The sequence below is a fragment of the Methylobacterium sp. HMF5984 genome (assembly GCF_045033435.1).
GTDB lineage: Bacteria > Pseudomonadota > Alphaproteobacteria > Rhizobiales > Beijerinckiaceae > Methylobacterium.
Genome location: NZ_JBJFLN010000001.1, coordinates 2,984,281 through 3,001,005, shown reverse-complemented (window position 1 = coordinate 3,001,005; position 16,725 = coordinate 2,984,281). Strand labels below are relative to the sequence as shown.

The 16,725-nt window shown below is 60.5% G+C and carries 11 protein-coding genes and 5 pseudogenes; 6 read left to right on the top strand and 10 right to left on the bottom strand.

Annotation, left to right across the window (positions count from 1 at the left end):
* Positions 1–145: 145 nt before the first annotated feature.
* The 3 genes from tnpB (at position 146) to ACFZ8E_RS14495 (ending at position 2,421) form a co-directional block, all read left to right on the top strand.
* Positions 146–451 carry an IS66 family insertion sequence element accessory protein TnpB gene (gene tnpB / locus ACFZ8E_RS14505; RefSeq protein WP_405043055.1) on the top strand — a complete coding sequence of 102 codons (306 nt, stop codon included), beginning with the start codon at positions 146–148 and terminating at the stop codon, positions 449–451.
* 153 nt (positions 452–604) lie between these two features.
* Positions 605–2,194: an IS66 family transposase gene (gene tnpC / locus ACFZ8E_RS14500; protein ID WP_405044385.1), complete on the top strand. Its 1,590-nt coding sequence runs from the start codon at positions 605–607 to the stop codon at positions 2,192–2,194.
* A complete protein-coding gene (locus tag ACFZ8E_RS14495; RefSeq protein ID WP_405043054.1) occupies positions 2,152–2,421 on the top strand; it encodes a hypothetical protein in 270 nt (89 codons plus the stop codon). The genes tnpC and ACFZ8E_RS14495 overlap by 43 nt, the downstream gene beginning before the upstream one ends.
* 309 nt (positions 2,422–2,730) lie before the next feature.
* Here the strand turns inward: ACFZ8E_RS14495 and rfbA are convergent, their stop codons facing one another.
* From rfbA to ACFZ8E_RS14465, 6 genes are all read right to left on the bottom strand, one after another.
* The gene (gene rfbA / locus ACFZ8E_RS14490) at positions 2,731–3,609 is read right to left on the bottom strand and encodes a glucose-1-phosphate thymidylyltransferase RfbA (protein ID WP_405043053.1); all 879 of its coding nucleotides are present in this window, start codon (positions 3,607–3,609) and stop codon (positions 2,731–2,733) included.
* Positions 3,606–4,505 (bottom strand): dTDP-4-dehydrorhamnose reductase, encoded by a 900-nt coding sequence (rfbD, locus tag ACFZ8E_RS14485; RefSeq protein WP_405043052.1) that lies wholly within the window; start codon positions 4,503–4,505, stop codon positions 3,606–3,608. The genes rfbA and rfbD overlap by 4 nt, the downstream gene beginning before the upstream one ends.
* Entirely contained in the window at positions 4,506–5,588 is a 1,083-nt protein-coding gene (rfbB, locus tag ACFZ8E_RS14480) for a dTDP-glucose 4,6-dehydratase (protein WP_405043051.1), read from the bottom strand.
* An 88-nt stretch (positions 5,589–5,676) separates the two neighbouring features.
* Positions 5,677–5,970, bottom strand: coding sequence for a LysR family transcriptional regulator (locus ACFZ8E_RS14475; protein WP_405043050.1), 294 nt, complete (start codon positions 5,968–5,970; stop codon positions 5,677–5,679).
* A gap of 16 nt (positions 5,971–5,986) precedes the next feature.
* On the bottom strand, positions 5,987–7,339 hold the full coding sequence (locus tag ACFZ8E_RS14470; RefSeq protein ID WP_405043049.1) for a TolC family outer membrane protein: 1,353 nt from the start codon (positions 7,337–7,339) through the stop codon (positions 5,987–5,989).
* 918 nt (positions 7,340–8,257) lie between these two features.
* Positions 8,258–9,399, bottom strand: a protein-coding gene (locus ACFZ8E_RS14465) for an IS3 family transposase (protein WP_405042273.1) whose coding sequence is annotated in 2 segments (ribosomal slippage) — positions 8,258–9,132 and positions 9,132–9,399 — 1,143 coding nt in all. Because the reading frame shifts where the segments join, the coding sequence is not laid out codon by codon here.
* 139 nt (positions 9,400–9,538) lie between these two features.
* Between ACFZ8E_RS14465 and ACFZ8E_RS14460 the strand changes: the two are divergent.
* Both ACFZ8E_RS14460 and ACFZ8E_RS14455 read left to right on the top strand, forming a co-directional pair.
* A pseudogene (locus ACFZ8E_RS14460) lies at positions 9,539–10,370 on the top strand (IS5 family transposase).
* A gap of 222 nt (positions 10,371–10,592) precedes the next feature.
* Positions 10,593–11,525 (top strand): family 16 glycosylhydrolase, encoded by a 933-nt coding sequence (locus ACFZ8E_RS14455; protein ID WP_405043048.1) that lies wholly within the window; start codon positions 10,593–10,595, stop codon positions 11,523–11,525.
* A gap of 218 nt (positions 11,526–11,743) precedes the next feature.
* Here the strand turns inward: ACFZ8E_RS14455 and ACFZ8E_RS14450 are convergent.
* Positions 11,744–12,064: pseudogene (locus tag ACFZ8E_RS14450) on the bottom strand (IS630 family transposase); the annotation flags it as partial.
* A gap of 254 nt (positions 12,065–12,318) precedes the next feature.
* On the opposite strand from ACFZ8E_RS14450, the pseudogene ACFZ8E_RS14445 reads away from it, so the two are divergent.
* Positions 12,319–13,306: pseudogene (locus tag ACFZ8E_RS14445) on the top strand (IS481 family transposase).
* A gap of 53 nt (positions 13,307–13,359) precedes the next feature.
* On the opposite strand, the pseudogene ACFZ8E_RS14440 reads toward ACFZ8E_RS14445, so the two are convergent.
* The 3 genes and pseudogenes from ACFZ8E_RS14440 to ACFZ8E_RS14430 all read right to left on the bottom strand — a co-directional run.
* Positions 13,360–13,498 (bottom strand): annotated as a pseudogene (locus ACFZ8E_RS14440) (IS5/IS1182 family transposase); the annotation flags it as partial.
* Between the two features lie 168 nt (positions 13,499–13,666).
* Positions 13,667–14,920 carry a hypothetical protein gene (locus tag ACFZ8E_RS14435; RefSeq protein WP_405043046.1) on the bottom strand — a complete coding sequence of 418 codons (1,254 nt, stop codon included), beginning with the start codon at positions 14,918–14,920 and terminating at the stop codon, positions 13,667–13,669.
* A gap of 802 nt (positions 14,921–15,722) precedes the next feature.
* A pseudogene (locus ACFZ8E_RS14430) lies at positions 15,723–16,710 on the bottom strand (IS481 family transposase).
* Positions 16,711–16,725 lie beyond the last annotated feature (15 nt).

Here is a 16,725-nt window from a genome sequence, read left to right as displayed (position 1 = left end):
CGAGCAGGGATCGGGATCCGACATCGCGGCCGGAGCGGTCGCCGCGGGTTGAGATCGTGCTGTCCGCCGGGCGCCGGATCATCGTCGAAGGCGGCGTCGAGGTCGACGCGGTGCTTGCGTTGGCGCGGGGCCTGGAGGGCTTTCGATGATCCCGGTTCCGCTTGGGGGGAAGGTCTGGCTCGCCACTGGCCACACCGATATGCGGAAGGGGTTCGCCTCGCTGGCGCTGTTGGCGCAGGAGGTGTTGAAGTGTGATCCGCTCGGCGGCCACGTCTTTTGCTTCCGCGAGCGCCGGGGCGATCTCTTGAAGGTGATCTGGCACGACGGACAGGCGGCGAGCCTCTACGTGCGACGGCTTGAGAAGGGCCGCTTGCTATGGCCCTCGCCAGCCGACGGGGTCGTCGCGATCACGCCCGCACAGATGGGGTATCTGCTCTCGGGGATCGACTGACGCAATCCGGCGGAGACCTGGCGTCCGACGGTGATCGGATAGGCCTTTTTGCTTGCGTTTGCAGGAGGATGTGATTCCATCCTCGGTGTGAGCAACGCCGCCGCGTCGCCTGCTTCGCCCTCGCTTCCCGCCGATCTGGCGGCGGCGCACGCCATGATCCTCAGCGAGCGCGCGATGCGGATCGAGGCGCAAGCCGCAGCGTCCTTCGTCGAGGCCACGATCGCGCATCTAAAACTGATGATCGAGAAGCTCAGGCGCGAGCTCTACGGCCAGCGATCGGAGCGCACGGCGCGGCTCATCGACCAGATGGAACTGCAGCTTGAGGAGTTGGAGGCCAAGGCTGCGGAGGACGAACTCTCGGCAGAGGCTGCGGCGCTGCAGGCCTCGTTGCCGGCCTCGTTGCCGGCCTCGTTGCCGGCTCCGGCGCCACGCCGCCGTCCATCACGCAAGCCGTTCCCGGAGCATCTTCCGCGCGAGCGGGTCGTGATCGCAGCGCCTTCGTCGTGTCCGTGCTGCAGCTCCATGAAGCTGTCGAAGCTCGGCGAGGACGTCACCGAGACCCTGGAGGTGATCCCAAGCCAGTGGAAGCTGATCCAGACGGTCCGGGAGAAGTTCACCTGCCGCGCGTGCGAGGCCATCTCGCAGCCGCCGGCGCCCTTCCATGTGACCCCACGCGGCTTCGTCGGGCCGAACCTGCTGGCCATGGTGCTGTTCGAGAAGTTCGGTCAACATCAACCACTGAACCGCCAGAGCGAGCGCTACGGCCGCGAAGGCATCGACCTCTCCGTCTCGACGCTGGCCGACCAGATCGGCGCGGCGGCGGCGGCGCTTGCGTCGTTGCATGAGCGGATTGCCCGGCACCTGATGGCGGCCGAGAGGCTGCACGCCGACGACACCACAGTACCGATCCTGGCCAAAGGCAAAACCGATACGGGCCGGATCTGGACCTATGTCCGCGACGACAGGCCCTCCGGCGGCGCCGATCCGCCGGCGGCGCTCTACTTCGCCTCGCGCGACCGGCGGCAGGAGCATCCGGACGCGCACCTCGCGGCTTGGTCCGGCATCCTCCAGGCCGACGCCCATGGCGGATACAACGGGCTCTACGATCCCGCGCGTCCGGGCGGACGGGTCACGTCGGCGCTGTGTTGGTCCCATGGCCGTCGCGGCTTCTTCGAACTCGCCGACATCGCCTCGAGCGCCCGGCGTGTCCCCGGCGCCACGCCTGTGTCACCGATCGCCTTGAAGGCGGTCACGCGCATCAACGTGCTCTTCGCCATCGAGCGCGAGATCAACGGTCTGAGCGCCGACGCGCGTCGCCAGGTCCGACAGGAGCGGAGCCGCCCGCTCGTCGAGGACCTGCGCACCTGGCTTGGTGAGCAGCGCGTCAGGCTCTCGCGCTCGGCGACCGTCGCCAAGCCGATCGACTATATGCTCAGGCGCTGGGACAGGTTTGCCTCATTCCTCGACGACGGACGGGTTTGCCTCACGAATAATGCCGCCGAGCGGGCGCTCAGAGGTTTTGCTCTCGGTCGGAAAGCATGGCTGTTTGCAGGCTCCAGCAGCGGCGCCAAGCGTGCCGCCACAATAGTGACGCTGATCCAGACGGCAAAGCTCAACGATGTCGACCCACATGCCTGGCTCGCCGACGTGCTGCCCCACATGGCCGGGCATCCGATCCATCGACTCGACGACCTGCTGCCGTGGAACTGGTCCCCGCCGTCGACCACGGCAATCGTAGCCTGACGATGCACATCAACAAGGTCCATGCCGTCAGGACCTTGGCGCTCGTCGCAAGGGAGCTCGGCGAAGATGCGGACTGGCTCGCCGATATAGCTACCGATCTGGAGCCCGAAGACGGGCTGATCTGGGCCTACGATCCGCAGCACTCCGACGGAACCATGGCCTTCTCAGACTTCGGAATCGAAAGCCTTTGTAATCTCATCGAAGTCCGCCGCAGCACGCCGAAATAGAACCCCCGCGGCCCACGCCGGATGAATACCTTGCGTCAGCCGCTCTGCCACGATGAAGCTTGACTCGGACAACGCGATCGCCGCCGGCCGGGCAAAGGTTGCCCGATCGCTCACCCGCCGTGCGGTTGCCTGAAACGTCGACTCCGACGCGTCCACCAGACGCGCGAACTGGTTGGGCATGCTCTCGCGCGGCATCGGACACAGCCGCAGGCCCGAACCGCTGCAGAGAATGAAAGAAGCAACGAGATCAGACGGACACGTCATTCTATCTAAAACATTTTAACTATGCCAATTGATTAGGTAGTAAATCTATGTGGCCGCATGCTCGCGCGCGAGCCGGAGGAGGTTCTGCCCGTAGGCGGTCTTCTTGAACAGCTCGCCGCGTGCGACGAGCTGCTCGTGGCTGATGAAGCCGCGCTCGAACGCGATCTCCTCCAGGCAGGCGACCTGCAGGCCCTGGCGGTTCTGGATCGTACGCACGAACTCGGAGGCTTCGAGCAGGCTGTCGTGGGTGCCGGTGTCGAGCCAGGCGTAGCCGCGGGACATCTTCTCGACGTGGAGCTGGCCGAGTTCGAGGTAGGCCTCGTTGACCGAGGTGATCTCGAGCTCGCCTCGCGGCGACGGCTTCACTGCCGCTGCGATGTCGAGCACCTGGTTGTCGTAGAAGTACAGGCCGGTGACGGCCCAGGTCGATTCCGGCTCGGTCGGCTTTTCGACCAGGCGCAACGGGCGCCCGGCAGCGTCCAGGGTGACGACGCCGTAGGCCTGCGGGTTCTCGACGTGGTAGGCAAACACCGTCGCGCCGGCTTTGCGCTCGGCGGCGCGCGCCAGCAGGTCGCTCATGCCGGCGCCGAAGAACAGGTTGTCGCCGAGGATCAGCGCCACGTCGTCGTCGCCGACGAAGTCGCGGCCGATGATGAAGGCCTGGGCCAGCCCCTCGGGCTTGGGCTGGACCGCGTAGGAGAAGCGTAAGCCAAACTGCTCGCCGGTGCCGAACAGCCGCTTGTAGTTGTCGAGGTGCTCAGGGCTGGAGATGATCAGGATCTCGCGGATGCCGGCCAGCATCAGCACCGAGACCGGATAGTAGATCATCGGCTTGTCGTAGACCGGCAGCAGCTGCTTGTTGATCGACAGCGTGGCCGGATGCAGCCGCGTGCCGGAGCCGCCGGCCAGGATGATGCCCTTCATCGGGACGCCTCCGTTGGGACCGGCCCGATCAGGCGGTCGAGAATGGTGTCGAGAGCCTGCTGCCACGGCCGCATCGCGATGCCGTAGGCCGTTGTCAGGCTCTCGGTGGACAATTCGGAATTGGCCGGGCGCCGCGCCGGCGTCGGGTAGGCGATGGTCGGGATGCCGGCGACCGGCACCTCGCGCCCGCCGCGTGCCACGCTGCCGGCGACGATGGCTTGCGCAAAGCCGTGCCAGGTGGTGGTCCCGGCGTTGACGCAGTGGAAGGTGCCGGTCGGCGCGTCCGCGTCGTCCGCCATGCGCAGGGCGACCACGGCGAGCGCCGCGGCGAGGTCGGCGGCGGAGGTCGGGCAGCCGTGCTGGTCCTCGACCACGGTGAGCCGGTCGCGCTCGGCTGCGAGCCGCAGCATCGTCTTCACGAAGTTGCCCCGGTGCGGGCTCACCACCCAGGCGGTGCGCAGGATGGCGTGGCGCGGGTTGCCGGCCCGCACCGCCAACTCGCCGCCGGCCTTGCTCGCGCCGTAGACGCTGCGCGGGGCGATGGGGTCGTCGGGCCGATAGGCGCCGGGGCGCGTGCCGTCGAAGACGTAGTCGGTGGAGACGTGCACCAGGGGGATGGCATGGCGCGCCGTCTCGGCGGCCAGGATCGCCGGCGCCAGCGCGTTCAGGCGCCAGGCCGCAACCGGCTCGGATTCGGCCTTGTCGACCGCGGTGTAGGCGGCCGTGTTGATCACTGCCGCGAAGCGACGTTCCGCCAGCAGGCAGCCGACCGCCTCCGCATCCGTGACGTCGAGGCTCGCGCGGTCGGGGGCGTGGACCGTGACGCCGTCAGGCCAGGCGTAGGCCTGCAGCTCGGTGCCGACCTGCCCGGCGCCGCCGAGAACGAGGATGTCCATTCAGGCGCCCTTGCCTGTCGTGGGTGCGCCCTTGCTCGTCGCCAGGCCGAGGCGCTCGCCGGTGTAGCGGCCCTCGCGGATCGGGCGCCACCAGGCCTCGTTGTCGAGGTACCAGCGCACGGTCTCCTCCAAGGCCTGCTCGAAGGTCTTGGACGGCGCCCAACCGACTTCGGCCTCCGCCTTGCTCGGATCGATCGCGTAGCGCCGGTCGTGTCCGGGACGGTCGGCGACGAAGCTGATCAGGTTTTCGTGCGGGGCGCTCTCGGGCCGCAACCGGTCGAAGGCGGCGCAGAGCGCCTTCACCACGGCGAGGTTGTTGCGTACCGCGCGCCCGCCGAGCAGGTAGGTCTCGCCGACCCGGCCGCGCTCCAGCACCGCCACGAGGCCGCGGGCGTGATCCTCGACGTGGATCCAATCGCGCTCGTTCAGGCCGTCGCCGTAGACCGGCAGCTTGCGGCCCTCGAGCGCGTTGAGGATCATCAGCGGGATCAGCTTCTCCGGGAAGTGGCGCGGCCCGTAGTTGTTCGAGCAGTTCGTCACCAGCACCGGCAGGCCGTAGGTCTCGTGCCACGCTCGCGCCAGGTGGTCGGAGGCTGCCTTCGAGGCGGAGTAGGGCGAGCGCGGATCGTAGCGGCTGTCCTCGGTGAAGAACGCGTCCGGCGCCAGCGAACCGTAGACCTCGTCCGTCGAGACGTGAAGGAAGCGGAACCGCGCCTTCGCCTCCGCTGGCAGCGCTTCGTAGTGGCCGCGCGCGGCATCCAGCATCACCTGCGTGCCGATCACGTTGGTCCGGATGAAGGCGCCCGGATCGGTGATCGAGCGGTCGACGTGGCTTTCGGCCGCCAGGTGCATCACCGCCTCCGGCGCGAAGTCTGCGAAGGCCGCGCGCACCGCGCCGGCGTCGCAGATGTCGGCTTCGACCAGCCGGTGGCGGGAATCGTCGGCGAGGCTATCCAGCGACACCGGGTTGGCCGCGTAGGTCAGCGCGTCCAGCGTCAGCACGTCGTGGCCGAGGTCGCGCACGAGATGGAGCACGAGAGCGGAGCCGATGAAGCCGCAACCTCCGGTCACCAGAATGCGCATGGCAGGCCTTTCTTAGCTAAATGCTATTAATCCATGTAAAGTAATTTGACAAAATAGGAATCTAAAATATCAATCTGTTTCATATTTATTATTGCGCCCTTAAGTGGTCGATCTTTTGAGCAGTATCTAACATCGATTGGGCAAGCTCGAGAAGGGTATGCCCTTTTTGCGTTAGATGACATGCCGAAACACCCGCCGAACCAGCACAGATCAAACGCTGGTTGAGCGTTTCTTCAAGTTTAAGTACGCGGCGGGCCACGGTAGAATGATGCACATCGAGCCGCTTGGCCGCGGCTCGGATCGATCCCGCTTGCGTTACAACCAAGAAGAGACGGATATCTTCCCAATCAAGCTGTTCCAGATCGCGCGGCTTCTTTGGCATGCGCCAGATCTCACTGTCAGCGGCCGTCCGGTGAGCGGACGCCGTACCAGAGGTCCTTGACCTGGTCGTAGTGGACCTTGGCGCTGTAGACCGCCACCGGCACCGCGGTGTAGCGCACCGTCAGCCGGCCGATCGCCTGGACCACGCCGTAGGAGAAGATCACCCGGTCGCGCTGGGCGGTGATCAGGTTCACGCGGGCGTTGAGCAGTTCCTGCTGCGCGTTGAGCACGTCGAGGGTCGTGCGCTGCCCGACGCGGGCTTCCTCGCGGACGCCGTTCAGCGCGACCTCGTTGGCCTGGACCTGGGCCTGGGCGGCGATCACCTGTGCCTTGGCGGCCTCGAGCCGGCCCCAGAAGTCGACCACCTGCGCGCGGACCTGATCGCGGACGAGGTCGGCCTGGATGCGGGTCTGGCCGACGACTTCCTTCTGCTGGCGGATCTGCGCGTATTCCTGGCCGCCCTGGTACAGCGGGATCGTCACCCGCCCGACGATCGACGCCGACACGAAGTTGTCGCCGGGGAAGGTCTGGTCGTAGCGCTGCTGCACGCTGCCCTGCAGGCCGACGGTCGGATACAGCGCGGCCTCGAGCACCTTGACCTGCGCCTCGGCCGCGTCGACCGCGTGCAGCGCCGAGAGGATCTGCGGATGCTCCTGCAGGCCGATCGCGATCGCCGAATCGAGGTTGGCCGGCACGTAGCGGTCGAGCGGGCGGCCCGGGGCGAGCTGGCGCGGCTCGACGCCGATGTTCTGGCGATAGGTGCCGATGCTGGTGCGCAGGGCCGATTCCGCGACGCTGACCTGCGAGCGGGCGCCGGCGAGGCGCGCCTCGGCCTGGGCGACGTCGGTGCGGGTGACCTCGCCGACGTTGAAGCGGTCGCGGGTCTGGCGGAGCTGCTCCTCCAGCACCTCGACGTTGTTGCGGTTCAGCTCCAGCGTCGCGGTGTTGCTGAGCACGTTCATGTAGGACTGCACGCCGCCGTACAGCACCGACATCTCGGTGGAGCGCAGGCTCTCGCGCTGGCTGTAGACGTTCGACTCGGCGCGGCGGGTGTTGTTGTCGGTCTGGAACCCGTTGAACAGCGTCTGGTTGACCGTGAGCCCGGCGCCCCCGGGCGTCGTCGTCTGGGCGGTCTGCGCTCCGGAGATGCGGCCTTCGAGGTACTGCTGGCCGATATCCGCGCTGATGGCCGCGGTCGGCCGGTAGCCGGACTTTGCGATCGCGACGCCCTCGTCGGTCGCGCGGACGCCGGCGCGGCTGGAGTTGAGCTGCGGGTTGCCGCCGTAGGCCTTGGCGAGCGCCGATTCCAGCGTCTCGGACGCCGCCGGACCCACCACAGCCAAGCCGGCGGCGACGGCGAAGCCGGCCATCCGGAATGCGCGGCAGGCCGCAGGTTTGTCTTGTGTCACGTCGATCAGCCCTTGCGGTGTCTCGATGACCGGATCCCCGTCTCACCCAAAAGACGGACACAGCGCCCGTTTCGCGCCTCTCCAGCCAAGCCCGCCCTGGCGTGACCTTATCGCACTCCACCCTTTCTAAACGGTGCCCCCACCTGCCAAGCCTTTGAATCCCAAGCGATGCGATATAAAAGCGACACTCTGCCTTGAACGAATAATTCGATCGGGATAACTAGACGTTGGCCATCATATCAACTGCTGCCTACTGAGACTGCTGCTCAACACGGCCAAACTCGACTTTGACTTTAGCAGAAGCTGCAGCGGCATTCGCTGCAGCTTGTGACTTACGTCGAGCAATCACTGCCGCATAGCGACGCGCACGGATAAGTTTTGCCAATCGGCGACGGGCAAGAATTTTTGCGTACCTACGCGAGATGCGCTGGTTCGTTGACGCAAGCGTTCGATCAACGATCGGCGTTGAAGGTCGCCTTACGTTTGGCAAAGCAGATGCCAAATACTTAGCCGTCGTACGCGATGATCTTTCTAAAACCGCAATGGGATCAACCAGTGCGGAGGAGCTCTTAGGAGATCGACGCGACCCCACCGGTCTTGGATCGCAACCGTCACAAATCGACCGGCTCAGCGCGCGAAACCCACGCTCCTCAGCTTGCCACTTCTCACGTAACGTTGCAGCTGACGAAGCCTTGGGCAGTACGGCTAGCGCAGCAAACACCAACGTTGCGCCGACGATGTGCGCATGAATTTTCACCAGCAACCTCGGCAGCGTGACATCGAGATGAGCACTTCGTGCATTCTCCGGGCCAGCCCAAAATGACACATTTTCTGGTCAGACTGACCTGACCGGTATTTTGGACCGAGCCAATTGAGAGGCTACTGCATGGTGGCGGCCATGGGTAGCCGGAAGGCCAGACCCGGGTAGCTGACGGGCGCGGGCGGCCGATAGCCCAGCGACGAATGCGGTCGAACGCGGTTGTAGGTGGTTTGCCAGAGACCGATCACGATCTGCGCCTCCTTCAGCGAGTAGAAGATCTCCTGGCGTAGGCACTCGTCGCGCAGCTTGCCGTTAAAGCTCTCGCAGTAGCCATTCTCCCACGGGGATCCTGGCGCGATGTACTGGATCTGTGAGCCAGCTTTGGCGACCCATTTGCGCAACGCCTTGGAGATCATCTCTGGGCCATTGTCGCAGCGAATGTGCTCCGGGATGCCGTGCAGGCACATCGCGTCGGCCAGCGCCTCGATCACGCCGACGCTGTTGATGCGCCGCGCCACCTTCAGCGCGAGGCAGGCACGGCTGTGCTCGTCAATCAGCGTTAGGATGCGCAGAGAGCGCCCATCGTGCGTCTGGGCTTGCACGAAGTCGAAGCTCCAGACGTGATTGCGATGAAGCGGTCGTAGCCGCACGCAGGAGCCGTCGTTCAGCCACAAGCGGCTGCGGGGTCTATGTCGGCTGGGGACCTTCAGCCCCTCGCGACGCCAGATGCGCTGAACCCGGTCTTTGCCTACCTGCCAGCCGGCTGCCTGTAGCAGCGCGGTGACTCGGCGGTAGCCGTAGCGTCCGTACTCGGACGCCAGGGCGATCATGGCCTGGGTCAGTGCATCCTCGTCGGCCAGCACGGTAGGCACGTAGCGTTGCGTGCCGCGGTGCTGACCGACGATCCGGCAGGCGTGACGTTCCGAGAGGCCGTACTTCTCGCGGATGCCGTTCACCGCCTGCCTGCGTCGCTCGGGGGCTACAAGTTTCCCGAGGCGACGTCCGCCAGCACCTGCTTCTCTAGAGAAAGGTCGGCGACGAGCCGGCGCAGACGAGCGTTCTCGCGCTCCAGATCCTTCATCTTCCTGGCTTGATCGACCTGAAGGCCGCCGTACTCCTTGCGCCAGCGGTAGTAACTCTGCTCGGAGATCTCCGCCTCCCTGCATGCAAGGGCCAAACTCTTGCCCTGGGCCGTCTGCACCTCAATCTGACGCAGCTTGAGCACGACCTGCTCCGCGTTCGTCTTCTGGCCTCGCCGCATGTCCAACTCCTTTGGTCCTGGCTGATCCTCTCAATCAGCCCGGTCCAAAGCCAGCCGGTCAGGCCACAAGCCGCTTCAGATACAATCCAACCCACCTCACTTCGGGACTGCACAGTTTGGGGATTCCAGATGAAGGGGCATGACCTCTTCGCGCAGATCCTACCCGTCTGACGTCTCCGATGAGAAGTGGGCGCTGGTCGCCCCTTACCTGACGCTGCTGCGCGAGGACGCGGGGCAGCGGGAGCATCCGCTCCGCGAGGTGTTCAACGGATTGCGCTACGTCGTGAAGACGGGCGCGCCGTGGCGGTGGATGCCCAACGACCTCCCGCCCTGGGAAGCCGTCTACCAGCAGACCCAGCGCTGGTTGGCAGCCGGCTGCTTCGAGCAACTCGCCGATGATCTGCGGGCACTGCTGCGCATGGCTTCTGGCCGCAGCCCGGAGCCGAGCGCCGCCATCCTCGACCGCCGGACCCTGCGCTCGACGCCCGAGAGCGGCGAGCGGGCCGGCTACGATGGCGCCAAGCGCAAGAAAGGCTCGAAGGTTCACCTGGCCGTCGATACGCTGGGCCACCTCCTGGCCCTGCACGTCACGTCCGCCGACGCCGACGACCGCGCCCAGGTCGGGCGTCCGGCCGAGGCCGTGCAGGCCGCCACCGGTGACACCGTCGATCTCGCTTACGTCGACCAGGGCTACACCGGCGAGAAGCCGGCCAAGGCTGCGCGCGAGCACGGCATCCAACTCGAGGTCGTCAGACTGCCCGAGGCCAAGCGCGGCTCTCATCCTGAGCTTGTCGAAGGACGTCCTGCCGCCGGGGCGCTGGGTGGTGGAGCGTTCCTTCGCCTGGGCGACCCGCTTCCGTCGTCTCGTCAAAGACTACGAACGCTATCCCAGCACGCTCGCAGATCTCCACATCGCCGCCTTCGTCTGCCTCATGCTCAAACAGGCCGCGCAACTCGCCGCAAGTTCATAACAGCCTCTAGACGGAAGAGCATAAACGCTTCAAACTCATTTAGTAGCTCAACTACCGTCCCAAATCTGATTTTCTAGGCCCTTACTGTCACGTAAAATTTTGGATGGATGTGGGGTACGCACACTTAATCGAGCTATCACTGAAGATAGTTTACTAAAAAAGCTTATGGAGATGACCTTGTTACTTACATATGCGCATGTATCAAAGTTCGAAATACCAAACTTGGCCAAGACTTTTTTTTTAACACTGCCAGTAATATTCTTTAGTCTACCAGCATTAAGTATTGATTTTTTCGAAAACTTCCAAGAAAGCAAAGTTACAATGCCGGATGGCTCAGTAAAACATTATCCAAATCCAGATGTATGGGGATTTACTTTATGGCCAGGCATAAAATGGCCAGATAGTTATGGCAATGGCACTAATTATCTGAGCAATAATGCAGAGTGCCAAATATATCTTAGTCCTTTTATTAGTAAAATCGACGGCAAACTTATACCCATTCAAGAAAGGTTTGATCCGTTCGAAGTAACCAATGAAGGACTTCGAATTACAGCTAAGCCTTTATCAGAGTCGCAGCGTATGTTGTACAAATCTAATAAATATAGAATTTTTGGATCCGGCATATTGACTTCGAAGTTCAATTTTAAATACGCAAAAATTAATGTTGTAGCTAAGATGTCTTCTGCTAAAGGATCTTGGCCCGCTATTTGGTTGTTACCAGCTGACCATGGCTGGCCTCCTGAAATCGATCTTATCGAAGCGATGCCTTGGGGCGAACATAAAAGACAAGTCCATTCGGGATATATAGCGACAAATTCTGAAAAACCCTCAAGTTTTGGTGACTGGTACAATGTTAATGGCGACATCAGCAATCAGTTTCATTCATACGAATTAGATTGGAATGAAAATAACATTACGATGAAATTTGATGATACCATTTTATGGACCAAACCAACGCCTGCTTCAATGCACAAGGAAATGTACCTATTGATCAATCTAGCTGTAGGTGGGAAATGGCCTTATAACGAACTTAAGATCAAACCCACAGACTCGATGGAGGAAGAAAGATTGGTTCGCGGAACTAACGAAATATCGTCAGATTATCCTGACAAACTTGTAATAAAGTCTATTAAGATTATAAATTTGTTAGAATAACAGATATTGCTTTTTAGACTATCTTAAGTTTTATATATCTCCTGTGTGCAGCCTGCAGTGACGTGGTCAGCGGACTCACGCAGAGTATGATATATGCGAGTCTGGGTGATGGCCCAGACCGTTTGTGCGCCCCTGGACGTCGCCACCAAGTCAGTGCTTGCCGGCGACTGCTAATACACTGACTCAGACGGATGGTTCAGGGGGCCGGCTGAGGGCGTCGAAGCCGGCAGCTCCGAACAGGTCAGCGCCAGCACCTCCGCGACCGTCCGAGTGGAATGCGGTGGGATGCCAGGTCGGCGGGTCTTGTCGCGCAACAGGCCTTCGACGCCGACTTCGGGAAAGCGCTGCTGCCAGCGCCAGACCGCGGGTCAGCTGACACCGGCCGCCGAGCCACCTCTTGCACGTTCACGCGCTCGGCTGAGAGCTGGACGATCCGCGCCCGTAGGATGTGCTTGAAGGGCCGAGATCGATCGCCGGCGATCGCGGGCAAGCGCTGATCTGGTGGCATCGTCGAGGAGCACGCAGACGCTCTGAGCTATCGCTCAGACTCGCATGCATCTCCTGACTCGTGAATCCTATGCCCGCGTCACTGCACTAGAACGGACACGCTGCAAGAAAAATCGTTCAGCAGTTCGAGGTGTTTAGCGGAGCTGCCCTGCATCATTCGTTCGCATCAGTGCTCTAGCTGTCTGGTTGCGGAATGTTGTTGGGATGCTGCTCGTTGGGCAATCGAGGAACACGCTTGGCGTTTTGAGGGATCGCGCGGCGTTGCGACCGTCAGGAGGAGCCGCTGATGCTCGCCATCCACCCGAACGCCCGCACCACCCCAGCCGTGCGCGCCGAGATTGCTGGGTCCTCTGAAGGCTCCAGCGTTCTGGCCCGGCGCTACGGCGTCTCGACCGAGACCATTCGCAAGTGGCGGCAGCGCGGTCCCACCGACTGCCGGGATCGCTCGGCCCGACCCCACAAGCTACCCTGGCGTGCCAGCGATGAAGAGCGCGCCATCGTGTGTACGCTCCGCCGCAGCACCGGCTTTCCTCTCGATGCGCTGACCTTCGTCGTCAGCCACTTCCTGCCGCACCTGAACCGGGATGCGGTCTACCGCATCCTCAAGGCCGAGGGCCTGAATCGCCTGCCGCCCTCCGAGCAGGTCCGCAAGACGCATGGCATCTTCAAAGACTACGAGGGCGGCTTCGTGCACGTCGACGTGAAGCACCTTCCCAAACTGCGTGATCGAGACGGCATCACCCGCAAGCGCTACCTGTACGTCGCCATCGACCGCGCCTCGCGCTTCGTCCACCTCGCTGTCAAGGACGACGAGACGGCAGCGTCCGCCGTCGCCTTCCTGACCGATGCGCTCGGTGCTTTTCCCTTCCGGGTCACCCACCTGCTGACCGACCGCGGATCCTGCTTCACAGCCGACGCCTTCGAGGCTGCCTGTGAGCGCCACGCCGTGCAGCACCGCAAGACCCGGCCCTACACGCCGAAGACCAATGGCATGGTCGAGCGCTTCAACGGCCGGGTGCAGCGGGAGGTGCTGGGCATTAACGATCTACAGCCACCGCGACCTGGAGACCGTCCTGAGGGGCTTCAACGCGGCCTACAATCGCCGACGTCAGCGGGTGCTGAAGGGGCTCTCACCCGAAATGGTCCTGCGCCAGCACCTCGAAGCCGATCCTGCGCTGATCAATCCATCTTACAGACCGCTCAAGCCCGGCATCCTCCGGAAAGCCCTTCGCATCGTTGCAGACGCCAAGGAGATCTCGCAACCAGACAACTAGATCGGTGCAGAGCAGGGCTGGGGGTGCGAAACGGTTCTCGGGATCGTGAACCAAGCCCGCCACTGACAGCCTGTGCTCAATACGGACATCAAGGCGTCCACCACGGCCCGGGGCTCGACTGTGCGTGTGATCGCGCCCTGCTTGGTCGGTGCGATCACGTCCCATTCCACGCCCGTAGGGTCGCTCGCGCAGCGCACTCCGGTCGTAGCGAACAACATTGTCGGGCGTCTACATCAGTAAAGGCTTTTCTCAGCCCTCACTTAAATCAAAACTGCTCAAAACGCACGACTTGTCGCCGAATAGATACTTAAAGGATTGGTTAGGCGGCCCGAGAAGAAGTCCGCTGCCTTTTTCACAGCATCAATCTTTAGTCTGGACTTCTAATTTTACGCTGTACATTGTCGATAAAATAGGTATCAACAAAACACAGCTCGGTAATACAAGGGTACTGCCAGAAATATTATAAAATATAAATAACATAAATCCTAACTCAAAATTTGCTGTTTTATGAAATATGGCTATAATTATAAAGGCATAAAATGATAAAAATGCTGCCGTTCCATATTCTGATACAAGCTTTGCAAAAGGTAGAAGGATGTAGTCACCCGCACCTTTTACGGTTTGACCTGCACCATTGCCTGTTATCAAAAAGGCAGGATCTGATATCTGTTCTATGAACAAATTAATAGGAACAGCAAAGCGAGCGTACCCACTCGTTCCTTGTGAAGAGAACTCTGTCATTCGATTGGTAATTGTATCAAACCAGCCAATAAAACTTCCAGCAATAGCAGTAGTTATAATAACGACTATTGCTGCCACGATCATTCGCCCTGAAGCACGCCCAATGAGCACCGGCGCACAAAAACCAAGAATCATCAATCCGGTTCCAGAGAGAGACAACACGATCGAAATTGAAAGCAGACTTGATACAATTATACGCCTGAAAGTAAGTATTTCTATTATTAATGCAATAACACAAAACTGCGATATAAAAGATGCTTCAAGAAGGAAAATACCGTTTGGTTTAAAGTATATAGACAAATACGATAGACGCTGCATGTAGTTATAGTTTGAAAACAGTATCTGATTCGGCAAAATTTTATCTAGGTTCGGCCAATATTCAATTCCTACAGTATATTGAGTAATTGCTTGATATATAGTGATGCATGATATGATGGCCATGCAATTTACAAAAAATCCCTGGATCTCAGCATAATTGTTTCTATTAATTTCGAATTTAAGCAAAAATAAAATATACAGGGCTATTAGCAGTCCAAAAGAGTTGATGGAAATCTTAAATGCAATTATTTGACTAATAGTAGCAATTATAATGAATAAAATGTAACTCATGCTATTCATAATATCTATCTTGAAACTATCTTTTGCTTTGATAAACAAAAGGCTAAGTAAGAAGATTGGTAGTACCAGTTGGATTTCGCCATCGGCGCCAATTGGTATAGCAAGCTTCTGTAAGAAAATAATTGAAAAAATCTGGATTTTCGCAAACATTAAAATATTTGGTTTGCTATTTGTTAGCTTTATGTTTCCAACCATGTCTCGCCTATTTATATCATGCATGTTTTTATACTCGGCGCCGCTTAATGCAGAATGCATTGGGATTTTCTATTGTGTAAATCTTATATGATCGCGAGCTGATTGAGAAAACTGATGATGATTATTAGGCAGGCCATTTTACCCAAGCATTATCAAATCGTTTTCGATCTACAGGTCTTAATGTTTTTAGAAGAAATTCATCAATCGGCCTGTTTATAATGGTGAGGGATGGCGCGTACAACGATATTTGGAGAGTCGGTTTTTTTGAATGATTGGAGGGCTTTAAGTTAAGGGAAGTCTAAAGCGCTTTTTGCAGTGTGGGCTGCGTCTGGGACGATGCGAAGTGCGCGTTTGCTGAGACTCCATCTAGGCGGTCCTCAGGCGGAGTTGCCAAGCCTTGGATCACCTTTGACACGCTAGCGCAGCATTATCTCGGGCAAGATACCTTTGCGCATGCGCCGAAGGCGACTGTTGTAGGATGCGTTGAAGCCGGGCAACACGATCTCCGGCTCGCAGTGAGTGTAGCTCATGATGCCCAGCACCTCACGCTGCACCCGGCCATTAAAGCACTGAACCTTGCCATTGGCCTCTGACGTCTAATAGCGCGTCTTGCGATGCAGCAGCCCGTACAGGTCGTAGGCTGCCTCAAAAGCATCAGCTGTATAACAGAAGCCTCGGTCGTTGAGCACACAGTTGACCCGGGAGGGGAGGCGTCGGGTGCGTTCGTGAGGAAGGCGACTGCCGGGACTGTAGTATCGTCATCCTTGACCGCGAGGTTCAAGTGGCGGGAGACGTGGTCGATGGCGACGCACAGGTAGCGTTTAGGGGAGGGCGTTGCAGTCGCGCAGTTTAGGTAGGTGCTTTAGCTGTCTGGTTGCGAGATCTCCTTGGCGTCTGCAACGATGCGAAGGGCTTTCCGGAGGATGCCGGGCTTGAGCGGTCTGTAAGATGGATTGATCAGCGCAGGATCGGCTTCGAGGTGCTGGCGCAGGACCATTTCGGGTGAGAGCCCCTTCAGCACCCGCTGACGTCGGCGATTGTAGGCCGCGTTGAAGCCCCTCAGGACGGTCTCCAGGTCGCGGTGGCTGTAGATCGTTAATGCCCAGCACCTCCCGCTGCACCCGGCCGTTGAAGCGCTCGACCATGCCATTGGTCTTCGGCGTGTAGGGCCGGGTCTTGCGGTGCTGCACGGCGTGGCGCTCACAGGCAGCCTCGAAGGCGTCGGCTGTGAAGCAGGATCCGCGGTCGGTCAGCAGGTGGGTGACCCGGAAGGGAAAAGCACCGAGCGCATCGGTCAGGAAGGCGACGGCGGACGCTGCCGTCTCGTCGTCCTTGACAGCGAGGTGGACGAAGCGCGAGGCGCGGTCGATGGCGACGTACAGGTAGCGCTTGCGGGTGATGCCGTCTCGATCACGCAGTTTGGGAAGGTGCTTCACGTCGACGTGCACGAAGCCGCCCTCGTAGTCTTTGAAGATGCCATGCGTCTTGCGGACCTGCTCGGAGGGCGGCAGGCGATTCAGGCCCTCGGCCTTGAGGATGCGGTAGACCGCATCCCGGTTCAGGTGCGGCAGGAAGTGGCTGACGACGAAGGTCAGCGCATCGAGAGGAAAGCCGGTGCTGCGGCGGAGCGTACACACGATGGCGCGCTCTTCATCGCTGGCACGCCAGGGTAGCTTGTGGGGTCGGGCCGAGCGATCCCGGCAGTCGGTGGGACCGCGCTGCCGCCACTTGCGAATGGTCTCGGTCGAGACGCCGTAGCGCCGGGCCAGAACGCTGGAGCCTTCAGAGGACCCAGCAATCTCGGCGCGCACGGCTGGGGTGGTGCGGGCGTTCGGGTGGATGGCGAGCATCAGCGGCTCCTCCTG

Coding starts and splice junctions, on each gene's coding strand:
- tnpB (WP_405043055.1), top strand. CDS start 146: ATGATCCCGGTTCCGCTTGGGGGGAAGGTCTGGCTCGCCACTGGCCAC.
- tnpC (WP_405044385.1), top strand. CDS start 605: ATGATCCTCAGCGAGCGCGCGATGCGGATCGAGGCGCAAGCCGCAGCG.
- ACFZ8E_RS14475 (WP_405043050.1), bottom strand. CDS start 5,970: ATGCCAAAGAAGCCGCGCGATCTGGAACAGCTTGATTGGGAAGATATC.
- ACFZ8E_RS14435 (WP_405043046.1), bottom strand. CDS start 14,920: ATGCATTCTGCATTAAGCGGCGCCGAGTATAAAAACATGCATGATATA.
- rfbD (WP_405043052.1), bottom strand. CDS start 4,505: ATGGACATCCTCGTTCTCGGCGGCGCCGGGCAGGTCGGCACCGAGCTG.
- rfbB (WP_405043051.1), bottom strand. CDS start 5,588: ATGCGCATTCTGGTGACCGGAGGTTGCGGCTTCATCGGCTCCGCTCTC.
- ACFZ8E_RS14470 (WP_405043049.1), bottom strand. CDS start 7,339: ATGGCCGGCTTCGCCGTCGCCGCCGGCTTGGCTGTGGTGGGTCCGGCG.
- rfbA (WP_405043053.1), bottom strand. CDS start 3,609: ATGAAGGGCATCATCCTGGCCGGCGGCTCCGGCACGCGGCTGCATCCG.